General features: G+C 41.0%; 23 protein-coding genes and 1 pseudogene. 11 read left to right on the top strand and 13 right to left on the bottom strand.

Features of this window, described 5'->3' with window-relative positions; translation table 11 throughout:
• The first annotated feature begins 8 nt into the window (after nucleotides 1-8).
• On the top strand, nucleotides 9-1,733 hold the full coding sequence (locus EYW48_RS11130) for a hypothetical protein (RefSeq protein ID WP_277432403.1): 1,725 nt from the start codon (nucleotides 9-11) through the stop codon (nucleotides 1,731-1,733).
• A gap of 159 nt (nucleotides 1,734-1,892) precedes the next feature.
• Here EYW48_RS11130 and EYW48_RS11125 read toward each other — a convergent pair.
• Nucleotides 1,893-2,053: pseudogene (locus tag EYW48_RS11125) on the bottom strand (IS5/IS1182 family transposase); the annotation flags it as partial.
• A 150-nt stretch (nucleotides 2,054-2,203) separates the two neighbouring features.
• Between EYW48_RS11125 and EYW48_RS11120 the strand changes: the two are divergent.
• Nucleotides 2,204-2,449 (top strand): hypothetical protein, encoded by a 246-nt coding sequence (locus EYW48_RS11120; protein ID WP_171981333.1) that lies wholly within the window; start codon nucleotides 2,204-2,206, stop codon nucleotides 2,447-2,449.
• Between the two features lie 343 nt (nucleotides 2,450-2,792).
• Here the strand turns inward: EYW48_RS11120 and malG are convergent, their stop codons facing one another.
• The 3 genes from malG to malE all read right to left on the bottom strand — a co-directional run bounded on the left by malG (nucleotide 2,793) and on the right by malE (nucleotide 6,532).
• Nucleotides 2,793-3,683: a maltose ABC transporter permease MalG gene (malG, locus tag EYW48_RS11115; protein WP_168524427.1), complete on the bottom strand. Its 891-nt coding sequence runs from the start codon at nucleotides 3,681-3,683 to the stop codon at nucleotides 2,793-2,795.
• Between the two features lie 12 nt (nucleotides 3,684-3,695).
• The gene (gene malF, locus EYW48_RS11110; RefSeq protein ID WP_053311141.1) at nucleotides 3,696-5,270 is read right to left on the bottom strand and encodes a maltose ABC transporter permease MalF; all 1,575 of its coding nucleotides are present in this window, start codon (nucleotides 5,268-5,270) and stop codon (nucleotides 3,696-3,698) included.
• Nucleotides 5,271-5,350: 80 nt separating this feature from the next.
• Entirely contained in the window at nucleotides 5,351-6,532 is a 1,182-nt protein-coding gene (gene malE / locus EYW48_RS11105; RefSeq protein ID WP_053311142.1) for a maltose/maltodextrin ABC transporter substrate-binding protein MalE, read from the bottom strand.
• Nucleotides 6,533-7,196: 664 nt separating this feature from the next.
• On the opposite strand from malE, the gene malK reads away from it, so the two are divergent.
• A complete protein-coding gene (malK, locus tag EYW48_RS11100; protein ID WP_053311143.1) occupies nucleotides 7,197-8,315 on the top strand; it encodes a maltose/maltodextrin ABC transporter ATP-binding protein MalK in 1,119 nt (372 codons plus the stop codon).
• Between the two features lie 129 nt (nucleotides 8,316-8,444).
• Here the strand turns inward: malK and EYW48_RS11095 are convergent, their stop codons facing one another.
• Together EYW48_RS11095 and ppiC are read right to left on the bottom strand one after the other, a co-directional pair.
• Complete coding sequence (locus tag EYW48_RS11095) at nucleotides 8,445-9,116, bottom strand: LuxR C-terminal-related transcriptional regulator (protein ID WP_171981330.1); 672 nt, start codon at nucleotides 9,114-9,116, stop codon at nucleotides 8,445-8,447.
• Between the two features lie 306 nt (nucleotides 9,117-9,422).
• On the bottom strand, nucleotides 9,423-9,701 hold the full coding sequence (ppiC, locus tag EYW48_RS11090; protein WP_053311184.1) for a peptidylprolyl isomerase PpiC: 279 nt from the start codon (nucleotides 9,699-9,701) through the stop codon (nucleotides 9,423-9,425).
• Nucleotides 9,702-9,887: 186 nt separating this feature from the next.
• Here ppiC and EYW48_RS11085 point away from each other — a divergent pair, with 186 nt between their 5' ends.
• Complete coding sequence (locus tag EYW48_RS11085; protein ID WP_171981329.1) at nucleotides 9,888-10,805, top strand: chemotaxis protein; 918 nt, start codon at nucleotides 9,888-9,890, stop codon at nucleotides 10,803-10,805.
• A 1-nt stretch (nucleotide 10,806) separates the two neighbouring features.
• Here EYW48_RS11085 and EYW48_RS11080 read toward each other — a convergent pair whose 3' ends face one another.
• Both EYW48_RS11080 and EYW48_RS11075 read right to left on the bottom strand, forming a co-directional pair.
• On the bottom strand, nucleotides 10,807-11,184 hold the full coding sequence (locus tag EYW48_RS11080; RefSeq protein WP_171981328.1) for an MmcQ/YjbR family DNA-binding protein: 378 nt from the start codon (nucleotides 11,182-11,184) through the stop codon (nucleotides 10,807-10,809).
• Between the two features lie 16 nt (nucleotides 11,185-11,200).
• Nucleotides 11,201-11,683, bottom strand: a complete 483-nt coding sequence (locus EYW48_RS11075) for a MarR family transcriptional regulator (protein ID WP_171981327.1) — start codon at nucleotides 11,681-11,683, stop codon at nucleotides 11,201-11,203.
• 116 nt (nucleotides 11,684-11,799) lie between these two features.
• On the opposite strand from EYW48_RS11075, the gene EYW48_RS11070 reads away from it, so the two are divergent.
• The gene (locus EYW48_RS11070; RefSeq protein WP_176246206.1) at nucleotides 11,800-12,690 is read left to right on the top strand and encodes an EamA family transporter; all 891 of its coding nucleotides are present in this window, start codon (nucleotides 11,800-11,802) and stop codon (nucleotides 12,688-12,690) included.
• A gap of 45 nt (nucleotides 12,691-12,735) precedes the next feature.
• Here the strand turns inward: EYW48_RS11070 and EYW48_RS11065 are convergent, their stop codons facing one another.
• On the bottom strand, nucleotides 12,736-14,433 hold the full coding sequence (locus EYW48_RS11065; protein WP_168524421.1) for a methyl-accepting chemotaxis protein: 1,698 nt from the start codon (nucleotides 14,431-14,433) through the stop codon (nucleotides 12,736-12,738).
• Nucleotides 14,434-14,647: 214 nt separating this feature from the next.
• On the opposite strand from EYW48_RS11065, the gene EYW48_RS11060 reads away from it, so the two are divergent.
• Nucleotides 14,648-15,664 carry a GGDEF domain-containing protein gene (locus tag EYW48_RS11060; RefSeq protein WP_176246193.1) on the top strand — a complete coding sequence of 339 codons (1,017 nt, stop codon included), beginning with the start codon at nucleotides 14,648-14,650 and terminating at the stop codon, nucleotides 15,662-15,664.
• 64 nt (nucleotides 15,665-15,728) lie between these two features.
• Here the strand turns inward: EYW48_RS11060 and EYW48_RS11055 are convergent, their stop codons facing one another.
• Complete coding sequence (locus tag EYW48_RS11055) at nucleotides 15,729-16,307, bottom strand: hypothetical protein (protein WP_168524419.1); 579 nt, start codon at nucleotides 16,305-16,307, stop codon at nucleotides 15,729-15,731.
• Nucleotides 16,308-16,468: 161 nt separating this feature from the next.
• On the opposite strand from EYW48_RS11055, the gene EYW48_RS11050 reads away from it, so the two are divergent.
• Nucleotides 16,469-17,986 (top strand): DUF3612 domain-containing protein, encoded by a 1,518-nt coding sequence (locus tag EYW48_RS11050; protein WP_053311151.1) that lies wholly within the window; start codon nucleotides 16,469-16,471, stop codon nucleotides 17,984-17,986.
• 317 nt (nucleotides 17,987-18,303) lie between these two features.
• On the opposite strand, the gene EYW48_RS11045 is transcribed toward EYW48_RS11050, so the two are convergent.
• Nucleotides 18,304-19,656 carry a diguanylate cyclase gene (locus EYW48_RS11045; protein WP_176246194.1) on the bottom strand — a complete coding sequence of 451 codons (1,353 nt, stop codon included), beginning with the start codon at nucleotides 19,654-19,656 and terminating at the stop codon, nucleotides 18,304-18,306.
• 328 nt (nucleotides 19,657-19,984) lie between these two features.
• Between EYW48_RS11045 and EYW48_RS11040 the strand changes: the two genes are divergently transcribed.
• Both EYW48_RS11040 and EYW48_RS11035 read left to right on the top strand, forming a co-directional pair.
• Nucleotides 19,985-21,088 (top strand): DUF3541 domain-containing protein, encoded by a 1,104-nt coding sequence (locus tag EYW48_RS11040; protein ID WP_274699628.1) that lies wholly within the window; start codon nucleotides 19,985-19,987, stop codon nucleotides 21,086-21,088.
• 242 nt (nucleotides 21,089-21,330) lie between these two features.
• The gene (locus EYW48_RS11035; protein WP_171981059.1) at nucleotides 21,331-21,621 is read left to right on the top strand and encodes a hypothetical protein; all 291 of its coding nucleotides are present in this window, start codon (nucleotides 21,331-21,333) and stop codon (nucleotides 21,619-21,621) included.
• Here the strand turns inward: EYW48_RS11035 and EYW48_RS11030 are convergent.
• Nucleotides 21,602-22,768 (bottom strand): GGDEF domain-containing protein, encoded by a 1,167-nt coding sequence (locus tag EYW48_RS11030; protein WP_277432402.1) that lies wholly within the window; start codon nucleotides 22,766-22,768, stop codon nucleotides 21,602-21,604. The genes EYW48_RS11035 and EYW48_RS11030 overlap by 20 nt on opposite strands.
• A gap of 379 nt (nucleotides 22,769-23,147) precedes the next feature.
• Here EYW48_RS11030 and EYW48_RS11025 point away from each other — a divergent pair, with 379 nt between their 5' ends.
• The gene (locus EYW48_RS11025) at nucleotides 23,148-23,996 is read left to right on the top strand and encodes a pirin family protein (RefSeq protein ID WP_277432401.1); all 849 of its coding nucleotides are present in this window, start codon (nucleotides 23,148-23,150) and stop codon (nucleotides 23,994-23,996) included.
• Nucleotides 23,997-24,211: 215 nt separating this feature from the next.
• On the opposite strand, the gene EYW48_RS11020 is transcribed toward EYW48_RS11025, so the two are convergent.
• Nucleotides 24,212-24,493 carry a pyrimidine/purine nucleoside phosphorylase gene (locus EYW48_RS11020; RefSeq protein WP_171981057.1) on the bottom strand — a complete coding sequence of 94 codons (282 nt, stop codon included), beginning with the start codon at nucleotides 24,491-24,493 and terminating at the stop codon, nucleotides 24,212-24,214.
• 394 nt (nucleotides 24,494-24,887) lie between these two features.
• On the opposite strand from EYW48_RS11020, the gene EYW48_RS11015 reads away from it, so the two are divergent.
• Complete coding sequence (locus EYW48_RS11015) at nucleotides 24,888-25,331, top strand: DUF2850 domain-containing protein (RefSeq protein ID WP_053311158.1); 444 nt, start codon at nucleotides 24,888-24,890, stop codon at nucleotides 25,329-25,331.
• Nucleotides 25,332-25,434: the final 103 nt, after the last annotated feature.

The following is a 25,434-nucleotide window of genomic DNA, read 5'->3' as shown; positions in this document are numbered from 1 at the left end:
TAGTAACAATGCTGAATAAGTTAAACGGTACATACTGGGCTGAAATAAAGAACAACCGGCTCATAAGGTTTTATTTTACTCGTCATCTTAGTTGGTGCATCAGTATATTAGCGTGTGCTTTAACGCTCGTTAATATTGCTCATGCTGAAGAAGTTTCTACATTTGAACAATATGGCATACCGGAACATTTACCTAAGTTCGGTATTAGCACTTTATCTCAGGGAGATCATATTGTTGAGCACGTTCGTAAAGTCACTTCAATTAATGATGAGTCTTCCTCTTTTTATCTAGTACAAACAACAGATTTAAAGGGAAACATTGACTTGAGAATAAAATATTTCTCGGATCAAATTTCTCAACTCGATGGTGAACCTTCACTTTCAGAGGATGGTGGAGCGATTGACTCTATTGAATATTTGACCAAAACAGAATATCGACTTCGCACTTACGCTGAAAGCTACGATCGATCGTCGGTTACCGTTGAAGAATTAGATGAACGTCACGCAATTGTGCGCTTTAACTACTCTAAGTATCAATTACCTCAAGATGTTGCCTATTTTCGTTTCATGAAAGTTGAGATACATGTTGAAGATCGCAAGCCTGTAAAAATGGTGATCACTAATTCACAGCCATTTGCCTACGGTACTTATAGCATTCAGGATTATAGACAAGAAACTGTATTAAGTGAGCTTGATGATGGTTCACTTTATATTAAGAATAAAACCATTGTTGCAAACGGAGAAACTAGAAAGAAAGAAAAGCTTACTCTTTCAGTGGTCATGACTCCCGTTGCTTTTTATGACGATGTCGATGGTGCCGAAGTTCTAGATAGTCAAAAGCTTGAAGAAGCTTCTGACCCGCGCATTCGGGAAGCAAAGGTCGAGGTTGACAGTTTTTTCCCATTAATGGGAGACTTAGTCCGTAGGCAAGGGATTGATATTCCTCTTCCCTATGGTTTCTCTGTCGCGTATCGTAATCAAGATATGGATTTAGATTTTCGATCTTTTACCTTAGGTCTGGGGGCATTAGGACTGCAAAATCTAGATAAGGATTTTGATCCGAGTCAGACTTTCGCTAAGGTCAATGCTGAGAGTTTAACGGTTAGGGGAGATGTGTATATCTTGCCTTTCTGGAATGTTTACGGATTGGCTGGAAAAGTCAAAGTTAGAGCAAATATTGATGCAAGATATACATCAGAAAGTGTAAATGAGATTAAAGATAAATTAAATGGCATTGGCCCTGGGCTAGGTGACGCCTTATGTGATGCGTTAACAGGACAAGGGCTTCCTTTGTGTCGCCCCGGTAGGTTAAATCTTCCTTTAAGTCTTGATTACGACTTGCTGGGTGTTGGTACAACTTTGGCTGTCGGATATAAAGAGTTTTTCGCTACTTTAAATATGACAGTCTCCCAAACACGATTAGAGGGGTCTTCGAGTTGGGGCGAACCTTTATTTGTTGCCCAACCAATGGTCGGATATCAATTTGTTGATTATAGAGCTCAAATTCTTGTCGGTGCAGAATACCAAGGCATAGATTCTAAGTTGTCGGGTAACCTAGGGTATGTTGATGCGTTACAAGGTGAATTTAGTTACGATGTTGATGTTTCTTTAAACCAATGGGCTTATTTAGTTGGTGTTAATAAACAGCTCGGTAAGCACTACAATATTACCGCGCTTTATAATAAAGGTGAGACGAGAGAAGCCTACACACTTAGTTTAGGTTATCGATGGTAAATGACCGTGGTACCGATGAGTAAAAACTAATATAAGGTATTTTGTTCTTTATACTTTATTGGTTCCTCAAAACCACCGTCTAAGGCGGTGGTTTTGTTTCTTGAGGCGATAGCCTAAATAAAAGTCCATGAATAAAAGTAACTTTTATGCATGGCAAGTAAGCGCAACTGCTTGCTTATCGTGACAGGCTCTCATGCCATAAGCGCCATCATCAAACACCTCAAGGATGCTTCGGCATGTTTGTTCAAGTAAGTTTGGAGTACTTCTCCATCTCTAGCAGTCGATAAACTTAGCTCTGCTGCAATGATTTCATAGTTACTGTACATGCGTAAAGAGATTGGTGAAGAGATGGAGTATCTCAAATAATATCTTGTACTTTGCTCATCAAGTTTCCTAGATTGTCATTTTTCTTTCATCTTTATCTGATTAAATTGCCGCTTTGCAATTAGCGAATAAAGATGGAAGACACATTGAGCTTGCAAGGTATTACATTGAGTGAATCCACGATCGTGGACCCAAAATCTGTAGAATATCAGTGGGTCCGCACGCTTTATGTCGAAGGTTACCAAGCTCAAGAGATCAATCACTATATTCGAACCTGTTTTGGTGGTGATGACACCTTTGCCGATCTGTTCCGTAAGGTCGCCCTGCAACAAGAAAGTCTCTATGTTTTATTACAATACTTAGGTTGCGCCCCTTCTAGTCGCGAGTTCTAATTTTTTTGTGCCGCTAACCTTATTTTGCAGCAACATATCTGACATGCGTCGCATCTGAGCGCTGTACTACTTTTGAGAAAACAATTACCCAATATACTTTATTCGCGCTACGAATTCTGGATAACAGTACTGCATGTGTATTTTCCAAATTGACACATATAAAAAAACCCAAGCAATGCTCGGGTTTTGGTTACAAAAACTGTTAGTCGTTTGATAGTAAGGAATAGAGCTAACAGCCAGCTATGCGTAACGCCAGATTTGCATATTACTTAACTGACCGGCGGCCAAACCAAAGACGTTAAGCATATACAAAATGGGCGACCTCACGATCGCCCTATCGTTATTATCCTTTCACACCACCAGCAGTAAGTCCTCCGACAAGCCAGCGCTGTGCAAGTAAAAATACGACAGTGATAGGTAAGGCAGACAATACTGCCGCTGCTGCAAAATCACCCCATAGATAGTTCTGTGGGTATAGATACTGCTGCATACCAACCGCTAATGTGTACGAGTTTACATCAGAAAGTAGTAATGACGCCACTGGTACTTCACCAACGACACCAATAAATGACAGTATGAATACCACCGCAAGGATTGGCACTGAAAGTGGCAACAGTACCAATCTAAAGGCTTGCCACGGTGTTGCGCCATCTAGTGCTGCAGCTTCTTCCAACGAGTTATCAATGGTTTCAAAGTAGCCTTTTATCGTCCACACGTGCAGGGCAATACCACCAAGATAAGAGAAAATCAGACCACCGTGAGTATTCAACCCTAAGAACGGGATGTACTGACCTAACTTATCAAACAGAGCATACATTGCAACCAAAGCCAATACTGCTGGGAACATTTGGAAAATCATCATCGCTTTCAAGATGGTATCTTTACCCTTAAAGCGCATACGAGCAAATGCATAAGCCGATGTTGTTGAAAGTGCCACAATCAGTATTGATGTAATCCCCGCCACTTTCACTGAGTTCCATAACCAAGTTAATACTGGGAATGGAGGCGGTGTTACTGAACCATCAGCGTTAGTCACTGAGAAACCTAATGCCAATTTCCAGTGCTCTAACGATGGGTTATCTGGAATCAAGCTGCCTGTCGCAAAGTTACCTTCTCGGAATGAAATCGCAATTACCATCAAAAGTGGAAAGATAATCAGTGATAAGAAAGCCCAAAGAGCTATATGGGTTGCCCATACGCGGTATTTCAATGAGTTACCTTGTACCATAGCCATAATGATTGCTCCTTAATTTTGAGAAAGTTTAGTGAAACGTAGGTTGAGTAGCGCCAAACCGCCCACCAACAAGAAGATCAAGGTTGCAATCGCACTTGCCAAACCAAAGTCTTGGCCACCGCTGCCTTCAAACGCAATACGGTAGGTATAGCTTACAAGTAAGTCAGTATAACCAGCAGGTTCCGATGTACCGATCATGTTTGGACCACCTTGTGTTAATAGCTGAATCATAACGAAGTTATTGAAGTTAAAAGCAAAACTTGCAATAAGCAGTGGTGTCATCGGCTTAATCATTAACGGCAGCGTAATCTTAGTAAAATTGTGCATAAAGTTCGCACCATCAATCGCAGATGCTTCGAATAAATCCTCTGGAATGGCTTTCAACAACCCCATGCATAAGATCATCATGTATGGGAAGCCTAACCAAGTATTAACCACAAGCACCATACATTTAGCTAGGAATGGGTCAGAGAACCAACTCGGGCTGATGCCGAAGATGCTATTTAACACCATGTTGATCTCACCAAAGCTTTGGTTGAAGAGACCTTTAAAGATCAAGATAGAAATGAAAGCCGGGACCGCATAAGGCAGAATTAAAAGTACTCGATAGACAGCTCGACCTTTAAGCTCTTCCCATTGCACAACACTCGCCAGTACTAAACCGATAACCAGAGTGAAAATAACGGTCAATGTTGAGAATACAACGGTCCAAATAAAGATATTAATGAAAGGCTCTTTGATGCCATCATCTTTCCAGACTCGTTCAAAGTTATGTGTGCCAATTTGCACGACAAAACCAGGAGAAACCGTAGAGTCTATAAATTGACCTTTTTCATCAATGGGTTGATAAAAACCAACATCCATATTTGGTCGTAGTGTATCGCCAGTTTGGTTGTTAACTAGTGTCTCACCATCGGCTTGCATCGTGTACAAAGGCGCAACCGCAGCGAGTTTGCGAAGACCACTCATGCGCACGCTTTCACCTGTCGGTAAATGCAAATCCACACCACTTAACGCAGAGCGATTATTAATAATTGTTTTGATTGGCTCTTTTTTGCCATCAATAGAATCCACGATTTGCAGATCCATATCGGTAAGTGACATGCCTTCAAGCGAAAACTCTTGTGTAGCCAAAGTTTGCTCACCATCCACGGTTGAGATTCGATAACCATTGTCTGTTTTGTACAGCGTAAATGGATAGCTTTGTCCACTTTGGTAGGTTCTATCTAAAAGGACCGACTGAGCGCGATCTAAAGAAAGTTGGTTTTTGGCACTGTAGTTAGTAAAAGCAAGGCCAACGGTGTACGCCAGAGGGAAAAGAATGAACAGAATCATCCCCGCAATACCTGGATAAATATAACGGTGTGCGTACGTTTTTTTACTACCGAAAATATAAAGTGCCAGAGCGGTAAGAATGAGAGTAAGCATAGCAAAAGCGAGCTCACCGCGTGAATACATAAGAATAGTGGCATAACCATTCACAACGCCAACCGAACCAAGTAGTGCCCATTTAATAAAGACATTTTTACTGGTAGGTAATGTTGTTTCTGGTGCTGACAAAGCATCTGTACCTTGAACTGACTGCATAGAAAGAACCTGCTAACGATATAAAACTTAAAATGAAGGAGGGGTTACCCCCTCCTTAAAAGGGTTTGACCAAAACCAAATTATTTAGTCATTTGTTTCTCAGCATCAGCAAGTGCTGCATCAACTGTTTGACGACCATCTACGATGTTAATGATTGCGTTTTTAGCACTTCCCCAGAAAGCGTTCATCTGTGGAATGTTTGGCATGATCTCACCGTTCATTGCGTTATCCATTGTTGCAGCGATACGAGTATCGGCATCAAGTTCACGTTGGAAAGAGTTAAGAGCAACCGCGCCTAGTGGCTTATCATTGTTAACCATACGTAGGCCATCATTGGTTAGTAGGTAGTTTTCAATGAATTCAACAGCAAGGTCTTTGTTTGGAGAAGCAGTGCTGATACCAGCAGTCAATACACCTACGAACGGCTTAGAAGACTGACCGTTAAATTTAGGTAATGTAGTTACACCGTAATTGATGCCTGACTTCTCGATGTTACCCCACGCCCATGGACCGTTGATAGTCATCGCCGTTTTGCCTTGGTTAAACGCAGACTCTGATACTGAGTAATCCATATCTGGAGAAATTACACCTTTCTCGACTAAACTTTTCACAAAGTTCATTGAGTCTTTAACGCCTTGGTTAGCAATACCAGCGTCTTTTACGTCATAGCCATCAACAGTGTATTTGAATGCATAACCACCATCAGCAGCCATTAGAGGCCACGTGAAGTATGGTTCTTTTAGGTTCCACATGATCGCAGACTTGCCGTCTTTTTTCAGTTTCGCGTTCAACGCTTCAACTTCTTCCCAGCTCTTCGGTGGGTTTGGCACTAAATCTTTGTTGTAGATAAGTGATAGAGATTCAACCGCCACTGGGTAACCAATAATTTTACCGTTGTATTTCACCGCATCCCAAGCGAAATCAACAATGCCATCTTTAACTTCTTGTGAAGGTTTGATTTCAGCAAGTAGACCTGATTCTGCATAACCACCAAAACGGTCATGAGCCCAGAACACAATATCAGGACCATCACCAGTCGCTGCTGTCTGTGGGAATTTATCTTGAAGTCCATCAGGGTGAGCGACGGTCACTTTAATACCAGTATCGGCTTCAAATTTCTTACCCACTTCAGCAAGACCGTTATATCCTTTGTCACCATTAATCCAAATGGTCAACTGTCCTTCTTCAATAGCAGCATGGGCACCAAACGAACCAAGAGCAACTAACGTACTTAGTGCTACAGTGCTTAGGGCGTTTTTCATGTTCATATCCTTTTTATATTTGTGTTGTAGGGCTCACCGAGAGGTTTCGCCGTATTTCGTCATATATAATCAGAGAAAACCTATTTAGACTCATCCTCCTACGCCCTACGCCCTTGGTATTATGGACTATTTTCGTGATCACCATCGCCCAAGGTTAGAGAGGCAAATCACAAAAAAGCACCTTTATGTGACAAGGCTCTACTTTGGCACGACGAAATATTTGAGCTAGATCTAACTACGCCTTTTTACCCCTCCTCCACCTCATCCTTTTCTACTCCCCCTACAAAAAATTGGATTGGGAGGATGTATCCCCGTTCAACTTCACGGAAACTACAGTCATCCAAGAGTGGATAGTAAGAACCCTTTCCAGTAACGCTTAGGTTAACTTAGTTTGACTGGCTTACATTGCCGGATTGGTTTGCTGTCACAAATGAGCGTTCGTGGTATTGATTCATTACGGGGGAGGCGCTCACTGTGCGGGGGAAGCAAATCAATAGTTGGCATTGATGGGTGATGTTTGCTTCAAACTCCCTTATTTTGAGGCCATCACCCTTTTTTCTTACATTATTAACCACCTTACCGAATTCCTACTGTTATTGCCTGCGAGAACATTCATATAATGATAGGCAGTGATTTATAAAAATATTGATCGAGGACAAGCTACATGGCAGGTGTCACGTTAAAAAATGTATGTAAAGCATACGGTGATGTACTGATTTCTAAAAATGTTGATTTAGAAATTAAAGAAGGTGAATTTGTTGTCTTTGTTGGTCCATCGGGCTGTGGTAAGTCAACCTTATTACGTTGTATTGCAGGTTTAGAAGACATTACCTCTGGTGAATTGTTCATTGGCGATCAACGAATGAATGATGTGGAGCCTTCGAAACGAGGCGTCGGCATGGTATTCCAATCTTACGCACTTTATCCGCACCTTAATCTTTTCGATAACATGTCATTTGGTCTTAAGCTTGCCAAAGCTGATAAAAAAGAAATCGAACAACGTGTTGAACATGCTGCTGAAATTCTACAACTTAGTCACTTACTTGAACGCCAACCAAAAGCGCTATCTGGCGGTCAGCGTCAACGTGTAGCGATTGGTCGAACGCTTGTATCACAGCCGAATGTATTTCTATTGGATGAACCGCTTTCTAACCTAGACGCCGCACTTCGTGTACAAATGCGTTCAGAAATTACCAAGCTACAACGTAAACTGGGTTGTACCATGATTTACGTAACACACGACCAAGTAGAAGCCATGACAATGGCCGACAAAATCGTGGTACTTGATGCTGGGTTTGTTTCTCAGGTTGGTAAGCCACTAGAGCTTTACCACTACCCAGAAAATCGTTTTGTTGCAGGCTTTATCGGCTCACCAAAGATGAATTTCATGAGCGTATTCATTGAAGAAGCGGAAGCAGAGCGTGTCAAAGTTCAATTATCCAATGGCACTTCTTTCTGGATCCCTGTCGATGGCACAACTGTCAATCGTGGTGAACGCATGTCTTTAGGGGTTCGCCCAGAGCATTTACTAAAAGCTGAAGATGGTGATGCGCAAATCGAAGGCAAAGTGATGATTGTCGAAAAACTCGGTAACGAAACACAAGTGTATATGAACTTGAAAGGTTCAGATTCTGATGTAATTTATCGTCAACCCGATACGTTAAGTGTTGAAACAGGTGATACATTAACTATCGGCGTTCCTGCTCATCGCTGCCACCTTTTCCATAGCGACGGTCGAGCTTGTCGTCGCCTTCATAAAGAAAAAGGCGTCTCTTTCGAATAAATGTGCTAAATGAAAATAGCCCCTGAATGGGGCTATTTTCATTTTTATAAGATAAAATTTTTACTTAGAGTGAGAACGTTTTGTAGCAGAAAATGTTGTTAACACATTGGTCAGGCCTGTCTTAAAAAATTAGCTAAACTCTTCGATGCCGATATTTTCTTTAGCCCACAACAACGCTTGTAACCTATTTTTGGCATTGATCTTCTTAAAAACATTATGCAAGTGCGTCTTCACTGTATTTTCACTAACAAATAGTTCATCAGCAATTTGAATATTCGAAGCCCCACTACCCAACAGTTTAACGATTTGCTGCTCGCGTTTTGTCAACTTCGCATAGGCTTGGGAAGTAACCGAAGAATTACCAGCCCGATAGTGTTGAATATATTCTTGGGCTAACTTCCGATTAAACCACATTTCATCATCAAGAACTTTTTCCATGCCTTTGACCAGAGATTCAAGCTCATCGTGTGAATAAAAAACCCCAACTAGGTTTTGCCACTTAAATAATATTTTGGGCTCAATATCTGCCGGGCAATTAATCAACACCTCTTTAGCATCTGGACATGACAAACGTTTAAAAGCAGAATAATCAGCAAAATTATTAGCATCCACGCGCGAATAATCAATGATGATAATTTGGATGTCTTGTGATGATTGATTGCTCTCTTGCATCCAAGTATCGCAAAATGGCGAGATATCCATACTGATCGGTAATTTTGACTCTAGAGAATCTTTAAGCAGTCGAGACTGCATACAAATATCAGATAGCAATCGAACGTTAATTTTTCTGTCATCACTCATTTTAAACTCCTAGACCATACTGCTGACTTAGTAAAACTAACGTTAAGCCAATATAAGTCAATATACCAAAGTAACCGTACTTCTCTCCCCCGATAAAAATGACCAATAACCACAATAAATTCAATGTGTTATTTAAATTTCTTATTTGTGAGAAGAAGTGGTAGTTTTATTAGTAGTAAGCTGCCCGACAGGGTGATTAAGGGAAAATGAAGATAGAAGAAATACGTTGCAGCTTAGGCCACTGCAACATCTGATGGGGAAAGGCGTACGATGCTCGAAAGGTCCCTTACAATCTCTAGGTACGACCTATGTCCTGTATAACACTTTAACAACGTGCCAACCAAACTTCGTTTTCACAAGGTGTGGTGTAAGTACTTCGCCGCTAAAACATATTTTATCAAACTGAGGAACCATTTGCCCTTGGCGAAACTCGCCTAAATCGCCCCCTTTTTTACCCGACGGACAGGTGGAATACTTACGCGCCAAAGTTTGAAACTTCGCGCCTTTTTTAAGTTGTGTAATGATATCTTCAGCTTGTTCTTTGTGCTTCACCAAAATATGAAGCGCTGCTGCTGTTCTTGCCATCATGTTTTCTCAGTAAATGTAAACTGCTGAATAGTGTAACTGATGCTTTTCAAGAGTTCACCCACAGCTTTGGATGAAAGAGATCAATAAACCTGCGGTTAACGGGTTAATTTGTATTTAACAGATTGCTGTCGGTAAGAGATCGTTTAGTATTAAGCATAAGATCAAGATTTAGAGTAAAGCGTTATGGCTAAAACACCTAGTAAGGCAAATCAATCTCAAGGTATGTTGATGTTCACATTGAACACTCAAAAACAACTGTTTGCGATTGGGACCCTAAAAGTAAGAGAAATCGTCCCTTACATGCCAATGACACAAATCCCATACTCTCATCACCATGTGATCGGTACAGTGACCATTCGTGAATTAACCGTCCCTGTGATCGATATGGCTGCGGCGATTGGCTTTAGAGCGATAGATCCAAGCGAGTACAAAAGTTGCTACCTCATCGTGACTGACTGCCTGCGAACCATTGTTGCCTTTATGGTGCGTAGTATTGAAAAAATTATCGAATGTGATTGGCGTTCTATTGAATCCTCACCACCGACTGCCGGTAAGAATGTCTTTGTTACTGGTATTACGCGTTATAAAGAACAAATCGTCCAACTCCTTGATGTAGAGCTACTGCTGTCGAAAATTTATCCACAGTATGAATCCGCTAAAATTCCAATGCTAACGGACATTGAACGCGAACGTTTAAAAGCACTACGAATTTTATTGGTTGATGATTCATCTATCGCCCGTAAACAGCTTGCGGACGCGTTAGACAGTATCAATATCCCTTACCAAATTTGTAAGAATGGATTAGATGCCATTGAGTTAATGAGGAAAGACGCACATAACCATCAGCCTATCGATCTTTTAGTTAGTGATATAGAAATGCCAGGTTTGGATGGTTACGAGCTAGCATTTGAAGTTCAGAATGACTCCATGCTAAACCATGCTTACTGTATTCTGCATACTTCACTTTCTAGTGAAATATGCCTAGATAGGGCTCACCAAGTAGGGGCACACGAAGCATTGGAGAAATTTAACGCGACAGAGTTAATTGAAGCTATGCTGCGTGGTGCCAAAAAATTAGAGCAAACCAGCCAAAGCGCTTAGATTAGCTTGGTTTAGCTTGTTGGAAAAGGTGCTGTAGTGCCACTCTGTCGGTTTTTTTCAGTTTACTAACCACTAACTTATAAGAGCATTCACATAACTCTTCTAACATGTTGTCATCGACATCTCCATTCAACGTGATGGAGATCCAATGCCTTTTATTCATATGATAGCCAGGGCGTATCGAAGAAAATTCACTGGTCAGTACCTCCGCATCTTGAGGAGTACATTTTAAGGTCACAAATGGCTGGTTAGAAGATTGTGAAGTATAAGCAAACATTTTACCGCGAATTTTATACACCAAAGCATCAGGGCCAAACGGATAACTGCTTTGTGCTTGCGGTAATGCCTCTAAAAACGATTCAATATCAGCAAGTTCCATGTGCACTCCTTTACGCTTACTCGAAATGGCTCAACCATACTTTAAGGCTTTGGTTTATCATTTTTTGTTCATCTAATGATAAGTTTTTGACCAACTTTTGTTGAGCTTTAACGTGTTCTTCTATTATTTCGTCAATGAGTTGCAGACCTGATGCTGTCAGCGCGACACTCACACTACGACGGTCTGCTGTACTATGACAACGTGTAATGAGCCCTTTATTTTCTAACTTATCCAATCGATTAGTCATTGCACCGGAAGTCAGCATCATCGAAGCAATCAGTTCCGACGGTGTTAGCTCAAATGGCTTACCTGCACGACGCAGCGTTGCAAGCACATCAAACTCCCCAAGTTTTAATCCGTAACGCTTGTGAACGTCTGCAATAGCCATTTCTAAATGTTTATAAAGCCTTGATAATCTACCAATCATCGCCATTGGTAGGGTGTTTAAATCTGGTCTTTCTTTATCCCATTGAGCAACTACTCGATCAATCGCATCCACGTACAGCCTACTCCATCACTCATCATCAAGGTATTTATCTTAACATAAAGATTCTTTACAAGAATAAAAATAACCATTATCTTTACACAAAATAACTTCATATAAAGATAATAATGATGAACATATTACTGGCTATGATCCCTGCCTTTTTCTGGGGAACGACTTACGCAGTAACAAAATTCACGTTGCCAGACTGGCCACCGTTATTACTTGGTGTATTTCGTGCTTTGCCTGCGGGCCTGCTATTACTCCTAATCAAACCTAGCTTGCCAAAGAAAAATGAATGGCGACCATTGCTCTTGATTGGACTCATTAATATCGCTGCTTTCTTTAGTTTGATCTTTGTGATGGCTCTGTCACTTCCCTCTGCGATTTCAGGTATTGGGATGATATCTGTTCCTGTATTTGCCATGGTTTTCCATTGGATTGTCAAAAAGAAAAAACCAAGTTTTATTCAAGCATTCAGTGGCATTGCATTGCTCCTACTCGCTTGGTTACTATTTAATCCAGAGACACTCTCTTTAAGCCCTATCGGTTTGGGGGCAATGTTGGCCGCTATTTTTTGTATCATTATTGGTAGCCACTTTACTCAAACCTTAGGCAACAAAATGGATTGGTGGAGCGTATTGACTTGGCAACTTATCATTGGTGGCCTGGCCTTAGCTGTGGTCGCCTCCATGCAAGCATGGCACTCACCGCAAATTTACCAAGATGCATTTATTCATTTCGATACCACTCACTTAATGGGGCTGGTTTGGGTATGCGTGCTCAATACAGCATTAGGTTATAGTCTCTACGTATGGTTGTTACAGCGAATGAGCGTTGTTGATTTCACCTTTGGCGGTATTGCCAACCCAATTTCTGGCATTATTTGTGGCGGGATATTGCTTGGAGAAGCCTACACACCCATGCAATACACATACATGGCGGGGATGATAGTGATGTCATTGATGCCACAAATAGTGAACATGATTAAAGCTCGCCGCGTAGCACATATTATCCGCTAAAGGATCGAGAGAGGTAAGCCAACGGTACGGCTTACCTCTCTTTGATCACACTCGATAAGTTTCAGTTTCGGCTTTCAGTGTTTCCGCTAACCGAGCTAGCTCTAATGTCGCTTGACTACTTTGTTCAGCGCCTGATGCCGTTTGGTTTGCGATATCACTGATAATGGTAATGTTTTGGTTAATGTCTTCTGTGACTAAGCTTTGTTGCTCGGCAGCCGTTGCAATTTGTGCATTCATGGCATTAATTTGATCAACCGCAGCCGTAATTTGAGTTAAAGATTCTCCCGCGAGCTGGGCTTTATCAACCGCCAAGCGCGCATTATCCGCTCCACTTTCCAAGCGAGTGGTTGACTCTCGGCTGCCCTGTTGTAGCCTTTGAATGGTTTGTTGAATCTCTTCTGTCGATTTCTGAGTTCGGCTAGCCAATGTTCTCACTTCATCCGCCACAACAGCAAAGCCTCGACCTTGCTCTCCTGCGCGAGCCGCTTCAATGGCTGCATTCAGTGCAAGTAAGTTCGTCTGTTCAGAAATCCCTTGAATTACATCAACCACACTACCGATTTCCTCAGTTTCACGTGCTAGCCTTTGCATCCCAACCACAGATTCTTGCATTTCTTGCGAGAGGTTAGAGATCATTGTAATCGTTTCTTGCACGATGCTTTGCCCTTGCTCTGCCGCTCGATCAGCCTGCTCAGAAGCACTGGCCGCATTACTCGCACTTTGCGCAACCTCGTTTACTGTGGCAGTGAATTCATGGATAGCGGTAGCAACAAGCTGAGTTTGAGTTTGTTGATCAATAACATTTTGCTTGGTTTGAACAGCAACAGCAGAGCTTTCTTCAGCCGCTAAAGCTAATTGAGTGGTCGAGTCTTTATTGGTCTGAACAACATGTTGAAAACTGGCTACAATGCGATTCACATATTGCGCGATATGAGCAAACTCATCTTGACCTGTTAACTGAATTCGCTGTGTTAAATCTCCTTTCGAGATTAAATCAGAGGATTTTCCCAGCTGCTGAGAGGCGAGAGAAATACGTCTCACGATCAGTACTGATAAGCCAATTATCGTCAACACCGCAATCGACACAAGGATGGTCGCCATCCACATGTATTGCTCAATGTTGTGGTTTGCCTGCTGAAAGTTGCTTGCTCCTTCTTCGATTTGTATAGATAAAAAACCTTCCGCTTCTTGGGTAACTTGTTTAAATAGTGGATTAATTTTTTTAAGTAATGTTAGATTCGCTTCCGTATACTGATTTTCTTTCAGATACTGCAACGCCGTATTAAATCCATTTTGGGTAATATCATCCAGCTTATCAGCGAGACGATTGACCTGCGCTTTTTCCATATCACTAAGGGGAGAGGATAAAATTTCATTATCAATGATATGGTGTAATGCTTGGACAGAGCGTTGAATACTTTCGATATGTTGATCAATAACATGGTCATGCATATCGACAAACTGAGAGCCGGGTTCATGCTGAAAGGCTAGTAATAGTTGACTTCGTGCCGATCCTAATTCATCCAATACCTTTCCAGCACGAATCGTATGCTGCATACCCTCGCTATATAAATCCTCTATGGAATCAGCGGCCATCTGCATACCCTTGATACCTTCATAGGTGAGAAGGACAAAAAAGCAGGTGGTGATCACAGCAATTGTTTTCAAACGCACACTGACTGAAGAAAATATCTTCCGCCAGCCTGAAGGTGGTGTTTCTTTACTTACTTCTACCATCGACATTAAGCCAACTCCTTATGGTTTTAATTATTAATAATATAGCTGAATCCAGATCATCTAACTGGCTATCCATTTGATCAAAATCAACTAGCTTTCAATAATTATTGTTAAAAAAATTCAAACAGATCCATAAGATGCATTTTTTTAGCGCATATCATTGTGATATCCGCTAATCTTAGCAATATGAATTCTGTGACTAGCAACTAAATTTACGATAATGACCAACGACGACTTTAAAAGATCTACGGCTAATTTAAAAAAAGCAGTTCCGTTAATGATGAAAAATCATGTTGCGGCAACGCCTTCTAATTATGCCCTTTGGTATACCTATGTAGATAATGTCATTCCTCAGCTCAACCAAGAGCTGGATACTGTGCTTGAGAACTTTGGTCTGTGCCCTCCAGCGACAAGCTCGCAGCTCTATAACAATTACGTGGCTAGCCGTTCTGAAACTAACTTAAATCAATTGCGCAATAACATTGAGGTATTGGTCAATGAAGTTGCAAGTTCCATGACTGATACACTGACTGATACTAGTGAATTTGCAAAAGTGATAGACAAAAGCTTTAGTGAGTTAGAGCGAGTTGAAGATGATGAGTTATCGATAGAAGAAGTGATGACATTAGTGCGTCAGTTGGTGACAGAATCTCGTGATATCCGTCACTCAACACGATTTTTAAATGGTCAATTAAACAATGCTAGCCAGGAAATTCAACGCCTGAAAGAACAACTAGCTGAAGTACAAAAAGGGGCTTTATTTGATGGGTTGTCTGGCTTATATAATCGCCGCTCATTCAACGATGATCTAAATGTTCTCATCAGCGCGCAGCAACCGATCAGTTTGATTTTACTCGATATTGACCACTTTAAGTCATTCAATGACAACTACGGGCATTTATTTGGCGATACTGTCATTAAAGGGATTGCTAAAAGACTACAATCCACCAGCCGAGATGGCATAACAGCCTACCGCTTTGGTGGTGAAGAATTTGTATTAATTGTTCCAAATAAAACATTGCGTATCGCAAGACAATTTGCAGAGTCACTGCGTCGCTCTCTCGAAAAATTGAGTGTCAAAGATCGACGTTCAGGAAAACTGGTCGGAAATATTACCGCATCATTTGGTGTTGCAGAGTGGCAACTTGGTGACACATCAGAGACTTTAATAGAAAGAGCCGATAGCTTGCTTTATGAAGCCAAACAACTCGGGCGTAATCGTGTGATGCCTCTTTAATATATTACATCTTATAAAAGACATGGGGCCTTTAGCCCCATATTTCATTTCACGGTTCAACTCATTAGGCGATATTAAAACTGTAATTTAAGCAGTAATCCTCGCCATTTTTAGCCCTGTACTCTTTATCCTCACTGCACGCTTTGGGTTTACCCTGTTCATCACCTTTCACTAAACTTATCCAATGACGCATTGCTGCACTTGGCACATCCTCAGCAAACTGAGTGAATGTTGTGCATGTTTCTAACTGAATATCATCAATGGCTATCAACTCGACACATCCCGTACCTTTAGTGCAACCAAACATCACCTCAACATGACTTCCGCTGCCATCACGAAATAGTATCGAGCAAGGTGACTCTTTTTCACCGTTGAATGCCACGAAATGCTTGGGGTGCTTTAATCCACTATGTCGCCCATCTTTGAAGTAAGCCAATACATGACGGTAGTCTATCACGTAGCTAGTCACATCTTGGTGAGAACCCATTTCAAGCGGGAAAAGCCTATCCAGTAGCTGTTTTGCTTGTATCTGTTTTTCGTTTTGTTGATTAGCACTGATCGTCTCGACGGCGAAGACAGCTTCAGCGATAAAGGGTTTGTTTTGTTTTTGGATTTCTGTTTTATCGAATGTCAGCATATTCATCGTCTTTCCCTCTTGGATAACTCATTATTTTGTGTTCTAGAGCAATTATTCCAAACTTGCGTTTAACTTTACGGCAAATTTGTGACCTTGCTTACTTGGTAGATTAACCAATTTTTTACTACAATTTCACAACAAAAATTTTACAGTGTGAATTTTACAAAATGGCCTTGTCAAAAAGTTTAGTTCGTCAATCTCACTTCTTAGGTACCAAAGTACGAAACCTGAGAAAACGTAACCACTTAACAATGGAAGACCTTTCTGCACGCTGTATTCGTATCAACCCTGAATATGCACCGTCGGTTTCTTATCTATCTATGATTGAACGAGGGAAACGTGTTCCGAGTATTGATATGCTGGAAGTTATTGCTCAGGTTTTCCAAAAAGATCCGGCTTGGTTTCTCGATGATGAACCAGAACAAACGGATATTACCCCCGACAAAGGTAACCGAGGTGGTATCAGCGGTATGGCGCTTGAGCCTAGTTTTTTATTTTCGAATGATATTTTGCAAATCGCTATTCCAGAGATGCTATCGCAAACTGGGATTACAGGACGACAGTTTGCCCACTTGCTGATCCGTGCTCACCAAGAAAGCCTTCAAAATCATTTTCCAGATCTAGAACGAGCCGCTGAAGAAGTAGGACTGAAACGATTAAATTTAGCGGTTGAAGACCTGATTGATATTGCTAAAAGCCTTGGTTTATCGATCCGTTGGGTCACCAGAACACCTCAAGATGTGGTCGATGAGTTAGGCGTGAGCGCTAAACAACTGATCACCTCTTTTTTTGAGCCACCAAGTACGATTTACCTAAATGAGATACTCAGAGAATACCCTACGCGCCTAAAATACGACTTAGCTGTCTATATTGGTCACAATATTCTACACAGCAAAGAAGGGCTAAAAAGCGTTTTAACGGTTGGTCACACGAATAGCTGGGAAGAAGCCCCCGATGCTAAAGCAACCTGTGAGCTCAATTCACAAGATATTCTTCAAGCATGGCGAGATTTCGAATCAAGCTTTTTCGCAGGGGCATTATTGTGCCCTAAAGTACCTTATCGACAATTGCTTGACCGCTGTGGTTATGAAATTGGTGTACACCTGAAGGCGGGAGTATCTCCATCCGTTGCAATGCGCCGTATGACCGTTGTATCCCCTTACCCACATTGGCACTATTTTGATGCCTATGGAGAAGGAAAACTAAAAGCGGTATACCGTGGGAATGGTATTCCACTGCCATGGGGAAATATGCGAAAGGTTAATGACCCTTGTCAGCACTGGGCAGTATTTCGACGCCTCTCAGAACCTCAAAAGGGTAGCTCAGCACAAATCTCGATTTTAAATGTGGGGGATGAGCCTAGAATCTACTGCTGCGAGTCGGTCAATATGGTTGACCCTGCTGGAAATAATCGAGTGTTATGCGCAGGGATTGATTTAAACCCTGCGATTAATGCGCAAGGTGGAGACGCACTTTCCATTGCAGAAGAACTTAAAGCATCTTGTGTACGTGGAGGAGGGAGTACCGCAATACCAAGGCATATCAAAAAAGATCTCACCACCATCGCGAAAATCCTAAACATTAATTGGATTGAACGTGGGATAGAAAATCAAGCTCGTTTGATCTGCTCTCGTGGCGCTGTTTGTCCAAGAAAGCCAAGTTGTTACGATAAGTGTGGCGAATAAAAATGCTAAGCAAATGGCATAAAAAAAGCCAATCACAATAAGCGTGATTGGCTATTAATAAATGTGAACAAAATAAGGTTCACTAACAACGTCAGTTGGCTAGGTGACCCTCGGCTTAGAAGGGTCATATCTAATAAAGCAGGATACGTGCCAACTTTTTCACAGCCTAAACAGCCTATATTTGCTCATTTTACAGCCAGTTTCATTACAACCCGTCGCATAATTAATTCGCATTTTGCAAAAAAATTCCATTTTGCAAAAAACAATTTCAAACTATTTCTTAAATACCACACTCATCGATCTGATGACTAAATTAACTAGCGACGCTTCTCTTCATACATTTTGTCATCGGCCACTTTAAGCATAGCGTCAATATCTTTAAATTTTGAATCAAAAGCAGAGTAACCGATGCTCACCTGAACATTAATTAGATGCTGCTCATAAATCACTGGCATATTACACAAGGCTTTTTTAATTTTAGCGTTGATCGCCTCTATATCAGTGATACTCGATAATCGAGGCAATAAAACTAGAAACTCATCTCCCCCGATGCGAGCAACCACGTCAGAAGCACGCAATACACCTTTAGTTCGCTCTGCACAAGCCACAAGCACTTTATCTCCCGCAGCATGTCCATAGGTGTCATTAATAGACTTAAACATATCGATATCAATGTTTAGTATCACAAAATTAGCTGATGCCCCTAGTTTCACAGCCTGATCAAAATAGCTTTCTAAGGTGTACATAAAATAGCGACGGTTTGGAAGTTTGGTTAACTCATCATGAAATGCTCGTTCATTCGCAATCGTATACAAACGATAGATCGCAATAAATCCGGCAACTAACACAACGAGAATAGAATAGCCAACTAACCGCACAACGTTGATTTGGTACCAAGGAACTTGATGCAAAATATCGCTTTTTTCTGAAACGGCCATTTCCCAACCACCGTAAGGAAAATGCACATTTTGCTTTGCGAAGGCATTATCGAAAACCTCTTGCTTACCTAAAAATAGCGGACCTTGTGCACCACTACTATCGACTCCGCGTATCGCTAGATTGAATCGATGGGTAAAACTCTCTACACCCGATGAGACTAATAAAGAATCTAAATTAATCACTAGGCTACAGACCCCCCAATACTTTTCATTAAGAGGAGGATCTGTAAATATAGGAATTCGAGCGATTAAGCCCCTTCCCCCCTGCACAAGGTCAAATGGGCCAGCAATAAAAATATCTTTTATTTCTTTAGCCTTAACGATTGAAGACCACTGACTTGGGATCGTTCGATAATCCAAACCTATCGCTTTTTGATTACCTTTAAATGGATAGATAAACTGAATGATGTCATTGGGAGCCAAGCCAACAATACGAATATGTTTACCTCTATGAAGAATACTAGTGGCTATTTTTTCCCAGTCATTGAATTGGTATTGACTATTTACGGCTATCAAACTGGAAACACCACTGGCTACATAAATATCAGAAAGAATCGAGGCTTCCAATTGTGATCGAATAATCGATAACTCTTCTTTCGCTCTGACTTGCAAATTGTCACGAATATAATTGCGCTGATTAAAATTGACAGCTTCAATCAACCCACCGCAAAAAAGGATGAAAGCGATAAGAAGCAAATTGACAGACCATTGCTTGCCTGAGACAGACCTCATGCACTCCCCCTGATAGTCTGTAGTAATGACTACATCTGTTTATGATTTCACTAGTCTCTTTAGGATAGTGCTTTTAATGAAGAATAACGTATTTGGATGGTAAATACATCGACTAATTTCAATTCTAACTTTATAAGACAATGATAATTAAATAATTTAATTTATTAATCACATCAAAAATCAGAAAGCTAACGCAACAAAACCGCCGATATCAGTGAAATAAAACAGTCAAAATCGGTTAATTTACCCTCACCTGACCCATTCCTCACAATGATAGTGACCCATAATAGTAAGCTATATTCAATTGATAATTTGCCAAGTTTTGATTATGTCACTTAAGAAATTAACTTCATTATATTGTTTAGTCACTGCTCTTTGCTTACCCACCTTTAGCTTTGCACAACAGGCACTGACCTCACATGAAGGCTTTGAACAATCAGCAGAGCACATCCGCCAAACCTATGAAAGCCAGCTTTACACTTTGCCTGCATTTAAGGAAGGTCATTATGGCTTAAGAATGTACCGACAGACGTTGGATGCCAAATACTCTGCAGCAGTGTGGAGTGACCTTGCTCGCGTAGCGAGTCGACTCAACAGATTCGCAGAAGAGGTTCACACTCCAGAACAAATTTTTCTCTATTCAGAAAAGCGTTTAAGCGGCTATGTTGATGAGACCGATGAGCGTAGCAAATTACGCTATATGGCAACTAAAAATACACCTGAGTACCTTTATCTAGGTGTTGATTTGCTTGGTTCAATGGCTAGAGCTAATGAATATGGCCTTAAGCATAAAGATGACCAAGTGCTTCGCCAAGTGATTCGTCGATACGATTTCACTAAATACGCAACCAATGAAGCAATGATCAAGGCGTGGGCGGCACAATTGGCTAACCAAGTCTATTGGTTACGCCAACTAGGTGAGCAAGATGTAGTGCAGCCGTTTATTGACAGCTTTAGAAAAACCTACCCAGATTCAGCCGACAGAAAGCTATCTAGTCAACAATATGGCAATAAGCTGTATGGTATGACACACATTATTTTCGCTGATTCTGAATATTACCAACATCCAGTTAGTGAAAAACAACATCAGTGGATCTACGATTATTTCCGCGCCAACATTGATACGATTTTGGCGCGAGCAAAAGAAGATGTCATCGCCGAAGTCGGCATTGCTTTTCTGCTTGCAGGTTTAGAAACCGACCCTGTTGTAGAGAAAACTCGATTGGCAGTTCAAGCCTCAATTGATAAACAACAAGGCATGATCCCATCGACGACAGGAGATTTCGAGCTCGCTTATGGCGAACACCGTAATGTGTTAGCAATCATGTTGCTTGACTGGCAAAGCGTTAACCAAGCACCGACTATCGAACGTAATCCGAGCGTTTTTTCCAACTTACCTTATGGTTTAGAAAAAATGTCATCTCTTAAGTAGGGCCAACAACCAAAATCCACCAAGAGCAAAATTATCAATAAATTCAAATTACGGCACAGAGTCAACACTAAGATCCTTAAGAGGGATTAGATGAAATTGGACCCTCTGCTTTTAGTAATGTAATACTGACGGCATACAACATTGCCCCCGCTCTTGTAGAACTTCGTAACAATTAGCGGTCAAAACAACTCAAAGAGGTAAGCTATAATTGAATTAAGTGCATTCAGAGGGGGAGAAGTGAGATGTCAGTGTTACCTAAACATACAGATAAAAATGCGCACTATGATCCTACTGAAGATTTCACTCAGGATCAAATGCACCGTTTTACCAAAGTTGCCAACCAAGCGCAGAAAAAACGTGAAATACTAGAAAATCGTGATGAGAAAGACCTTTCCATTATTGATGCAGCAAGGCGAGTTGCACTAAGGCCAGTGGTTAAACCCAGAAAGGATAAACCCAATACAGTAAGGTACGCTGTATGGATGTCACTGTTATGCGTATTAGGGCTATGGCTTATGTATATGACTCGCTAGCCTTTTTAATTGGTGTGACGGTTGCTGAGCATTTTGGTTCTTGAATTTCAGCAGAAGATATATGTTTATAATACTGGTACTGATTTTTACCTTTGTGTTTTGCCCAATACATGGCTTTATCCGCGCAGCGGGTGAGTTCTGGTAGGTTATCAGCATCATTTGGAAATAGCGCAGCACCAACGCTGACAGTGAGGTTGTTAATCATCTCGGAACTTTGATATTTATCCTCAAACATGTAACAAATACGGTTAAGAATAGCATCAAGATCTTTTTTGGTTCTTACATCGTACAGCAACAATACGAACTCATCACCTGCAAACCTTGCGATTGAACAGTCATGTTTAGCTGTCTTCCTATCTCTATTCCTAACGTTGTTCTTTAATCTGTTAGCAAAATATTGCAGTACTTTATCGCCAACATCGTGGCCATAGCTGTCATTAATCGATTTGAAATTATCAATGTCGAGAAACACTAAGGCAGTGATGGAATTACTTTTCATTTGCTGACAAAGTTTTTCATTCGCCCAATTTTCAAAACTCCAACGGTTAGCAAGACCAGTGAGCTGATCTGTATAGGCAAGGTCCTCAATTCCTTCTTGATAGAGGGATTGGATATAATTGATGGCTTTGTTGTAATAGTAAGCTGAGATATGACAGATGACACCTAAAATAGTTAGGCTGATAACGAAACGATCCGCCGATAAGTAGTCTGATGATAATTGCGTATTAGTCACCAATAATGAGATGCCAACCAACATGCTAAAACTAAAGCTAAATACTATCCCAATTTTAAAGTCATTAATGAAAATGACCGCAGCTAGAATAGGATAGAGCCATAAAATACCGCTTGTGGCTTGCGCGCTGTAAAACAGCAGCATGATACCTTTAGTCAGTAAAATTCCGCTAAGAACTAAGTCGGCGTAGGGCATGTCGGGACGCTGATATAAATAGATAGCATTGAAAATGATCGCCAACAAACAGATAAAATTAAATAAGCTAAGATAGTAGCTGTGATCGATGAACTGAACGAAACCGTAGTAGGAAAATAGAGTAGCCGACACAACAGAACACAACCCAACAACTCTACGTTTGCGGGATAATTGCATATTGGCCATTTCTTCTAAATGCCTTCCTACTAACTCTGCCATTCTTAAGCTCCCCCTAAAGAGTTAGATACCAACTCAAGTCTAGAAGAAAAAAATCACTTGTGGCTAATTATTTGTTTAGATTTTAAAGCGTGAATAATGGCAGCATTTCTATTCATTGGCTGCAAGAGCATATAAAAATTGAAGACAACAATGATTTTGAGCGATTCTATGTACTCGCAGGGTCATTGCATCTTTTACTACGCTTTCATCCACATTTACGACGGAGCCGGATTAGGCGAGCATAGCCAACGCCACAGCTGCATCAAGTAGGGAGAGCATAGAGATGTTCGAAATTATTGAAGAAGATACTCAAATCCGTAGGCTCATCTTTGCAAGATTGTTGATTTACACTTTGCGTATTCCGTAGAGGAGAGCCGTTATGCCAAACCAACGTACAGTGCAACAAATGCTTCGCGCGCAACCAACATCTGATGGTGATGGAGTTAAAATTCGCCGAGTCGCAGGGTTTAATAATACCCACTTTTCACCATTTTTGATGGTTGATGAATTAAAGTCAGACCAAAAATCTGACTATATAGGTGGCTTTCCGCCTCATCCTCACCGCGGTATAGAAACGCTCACCTATATGTTAAATGGGCATTTTCAGCACAAAGATCATATGGGTAATATTGGCGAGTTACGTTCTGGCGGTGCCCAATGGATGGCAGCAGGACGTGGAGTCATTCACAGTGAAATGCCAATTATGCAAGACGGCCACTTGCATGGTTTTCAGATTTGGATAAATCAACCCGCTAGCCATAAAATGCTTCCTGCTCAATACCATGACTTTCAACCAGAGAGCATTACTGAATATCGCACACCTAGTACTGGCTTACTGCGAATTTTAGCTGGTCACATCGATTGTAATGGCGAGACATTGATTGGCCCTTTGACTCAGACAGGGTCGACATTGAGTGTAGCAGACTGGCAAGCGATACCGAAAAGCGCTATCCGTATCAACACACCAGAAAACCATAATGTGATGGTTTATGTCTACCAAGGATACATAACCTTGGGTACAAAAGTATTAAGAGAGGGTGAGATAGCATTGATGTCAAAAGGTGAGTTCTTAGAGCTTGAAACCAATGAAATCGGTGGTGTATTGCTATTGATGGGCGAACCAATCAATGAACCGGTTGTTCACTATGGCCCTTTTGTTATGAACTCTTTTGCAGAGATTGAACAAGCCATCAAAGACTACAACTCTGGTCTTTTTGAAACCTATTAATGATCTAAATATCATCCTCATCGGTATAACGTTCACTTGACACGTATTAAGGCGTATTGACCTAGTAATAAGTCTGTATCAGTAAAACATTATTGGGTTCTGGTTTAGATCCCACAGCACAAAAACTGAATATCCACTGCCATTCATTTTTTGTTTTAGCCACACTATTGGGTGTGGCTTTTTTATATCAGTGGACATAACACTGAAAGCAATAACTACAGATATTCACATAAATAGGCTGTAGATTGCGCTACCTGTAAATCAAACGATGAATTTCCGGCCACCTCAAATGACTCGCCACTGTTAAACGTCGACCACTCTTCATCACCAATACGCTTAATGACTAATGTACCCTTAACCACGGTCATTCGTTCTGGGGCTGCTGTACCAAAAGTGTACTCACCAGGAGCCATAACTCCAACAGAGCTATCACCATCTTGCTGCGTGAAACCCAAAGATTTTACGTTACCTTCAAAATACGAGTTTTCTTTGATCATTTTTCTTCCTTGTAAAGGCCATCATCGACCTACTGTGATAAATCATTCACTTGTTTTATCTGATAATTTCAAATTACACAAGAAGCAAATTAGACCCAAACAAACCATCGCACTCAGTCTATAATCAATAGTAGAACAATTAACACACTATCTATCTTGTCATCCATTAGCTCTTCATTTGGAATTAGAGTCACATTTAATGGCGCGAGATTTGCCAAACTGTACGACATCTTTCAGTCTCTGATTTCGTTCTATACCCAAACAACTTGAAGTTGCAGATTAAAGGTAGAAAAGGGATGGATAAATAGGCTATTGGTTCAAACTGCCCCCCCCTAGATAACCTAAACAGAATAAGGACTTAGCGAATGAAAAAAAACCATTTTCAGGCCCCTCGATGAAGAGAGAATCGCTTTTCAAAAGTGTTTTTTGGATAGCATTAGTCACAGTGGCTGTCGGCTTTGCGGCACTGCTGTTTTTCAGCTATCAAGAGTACACTCATCCGAAACAAGTCTATGGTTCATGGATTGAAATTGGTGCACCTAGTTATAGCACGGAGATTCTGACTTTTAATGAAAAAGGAGTATTTCGCAACAACCGGTTGATAAGCACAAACTTTGACTACAATGGAAAGCAAATTGAAATTCGAACTGGTGATGGCATAACTATTTACCAGCAGTCAGGAACACTCAACTCACCTCAGTTAAAGCGCATTGAACCCAGTACGCCCACTCAACGATTTATAAAACAAGGCTACGAAGAGACTATCCAAGCCGATGAAAGCGGCGATCCCAGTAAAAACCGCCGCTCCGCGCTCTCCGAACATTTTTCACAGCAATAGCTGACACCATACTTTTACAAGGTGCTCAGAGTCGGTCTAGATTTGATATCGTCCATATATCACCTCTTATCTTCGTCCACATGATATAGAGATAGCTGATGTT

This window comes from Vibrio sp. 1180_3, assembly GCF_029478545.1.
GTDB classification, from domain to species: Bacteria; Pseudomonadota; Gammaproteobacteria; order Enterobacterales; family Vibrionaceae; genus Vibrio; species Vibrio aestuarianus.
This window is presented reverse-complemented; position numbering and strand designations above follow the sequence as displayed.

What these genes read in the sequence shown, in the direction of transcription:
- EYW48_RS11130 (WP_277432403.1), top strand. Translation starts at nt 9, where the DNA reads ATGCTGAATAAGTTAAACGGTACATACTGGGCTGAAATAAAGAACAAC.
- malG (WP_168524427.1), bottom strand. Translation starts at nt 3,683, where the DNA reads ATGGCTATGGTACAAGGTAACTCATTGAAATACCGCGTATGGGCAACC.
- malF (WP_053311141.1), bottom strand. Translation starts at nt 5,270, where the DNA reads ATGCAGTCAGTTCAAGGTACAGATGCTTTGTCAGCACCAGAAACAACA.
- malE (WP_053311142.1), bottom strand. Translation starts at nt 6,532, where the DNA reads ATGAAAAACGCCCTAAGCACTGTAGCACTAAGTACGTTAGTTGCTCTT.
- malK (WP_053311143.1), top strand. Translation starts at nt 7,197, where the DNA reads ATGGCAGGTGTCACGTTAAAAAATGTATGTAAAGCATACGGTGATGTA.
- EYW48_RS11095 (WP_171981330.1), bottom strand. Translation starts at nt 9,116, where the DNA reads ATGAGTGATGACAGAAAAATTAACGTTCGATTGCTATCTGATATTTGT.
- ppiC (WP_053311184.1), bottom strand. Translation starts at nt 9,701, where the DNA reads ATGGCAAGAACAGCAGCAGCGCTTCATATTTTGGTGAAGCACAAAGAA.
- EYW48_RS11085 (WP_171981329.1), top strand. Translation starts at nt 9,888, where the DNA reads ATGGCTAAAACACCTAGTAAGGCAAATCAATCTCAAGGTATGTTGATG.
- EYW48_RS11080 (WP_171981328.1), bottom strand. Translation starts at nt 11,184, where the DNA reads ATGGAACTTGCTGATATTGAATCGTTTTTAGAGGCATTACCGCAAGCA.
- EYW48_RS11070 (WP_176246206.1), top strand. Translation starts at nt 11,800, where the DNA reads ATGAACATATTACTGGCTATGATCCCTGCCTTTTTCTGGGGAACGACT.
- EYW48_RS11065 (WP_168524421.1), bottom strand. Translation starts at nt 14,433, where the DNA reads ATGTCGATGGTAGAAGTAAGTAAAGAAACACCACCTTCAGGCTGGCGG.
- EYW48_RS11060 (WP_176246193.1), top strand. Translation starts at nt 14,648, where the DNA reads ATGACCAACGACGACTTTAAAAGATCTACGGCTAATTTAAAAAAAGCA.
- EYW48_RS11055 (WP_168524419.1), bottom strand. Translation starts at nt 16,307, where the DNA reads ATGAATATGCTGACATTCGATAAAACAGAAATCCAAAAACAAAACAAA.
- EYW48_RS11050 (WP_053311151.1), top strand. Translation starts at nt 16,469, where the DNA reads ATGGCCTTGTCAAAAAGTTTAGTTCGTCAATCTCACTTCTTAGGTACC.
- EYW48_RS11045 (WP_176246194.1), bottom strand. Translation starts at nt 19,656, where the DNA reads ATGAGGTCTGTCTCAGGCAAGCAATGGTCTGTCAATTTGCTTCTTATC.
- EYW48_RS11040 (WP_274699628.1), top strand. Translation starts at nt 19,985, where the DNA reads ATGTCACTTAAGAAATTAACTTCATTATATTGTTTAGTCACTGCTCTT.
- EYW48_RS11035 (WP_171981059.1), top strand. Translation starts at nt 21,331, where the DNA reads ATGTCAGTGTTACCTAAACATACAGATAAAAATGCGCACTATGATCCT.
- EYW48_RS11030 (WP_277432402.1), bottom strand. Translation starts at nt 22,768, where the DNA reads ATGGCAGAGTTAGTAGGAAGGCATTTAGAAGAAATGGCCAATATGCAA.
- EYW48_RS11025 (WP_277432401.1), top strand. Translation starts at nt 23,148, where the DNA reads ATGCCAAACCAACGTACAGTGCAACAAATGCTTCGCGCGCAACCAACA.
- EYW48_RS11020 (WP_171981057.1), bottom strand. Translation starts at nt 24,493, where the DNA reads ATGATCAAAGAAAACTCGTATTTTGAAGGTAACGTAAAATCTTTGGGT.
- EYW48_RS11015 (WP_053311158.1), top strand. Translation starts at nt 24,888, where the DNA reads ATGAAGAGAGAATCGCTTTTCAAAAGTGTTTTTTGGATAGCATTAGTC.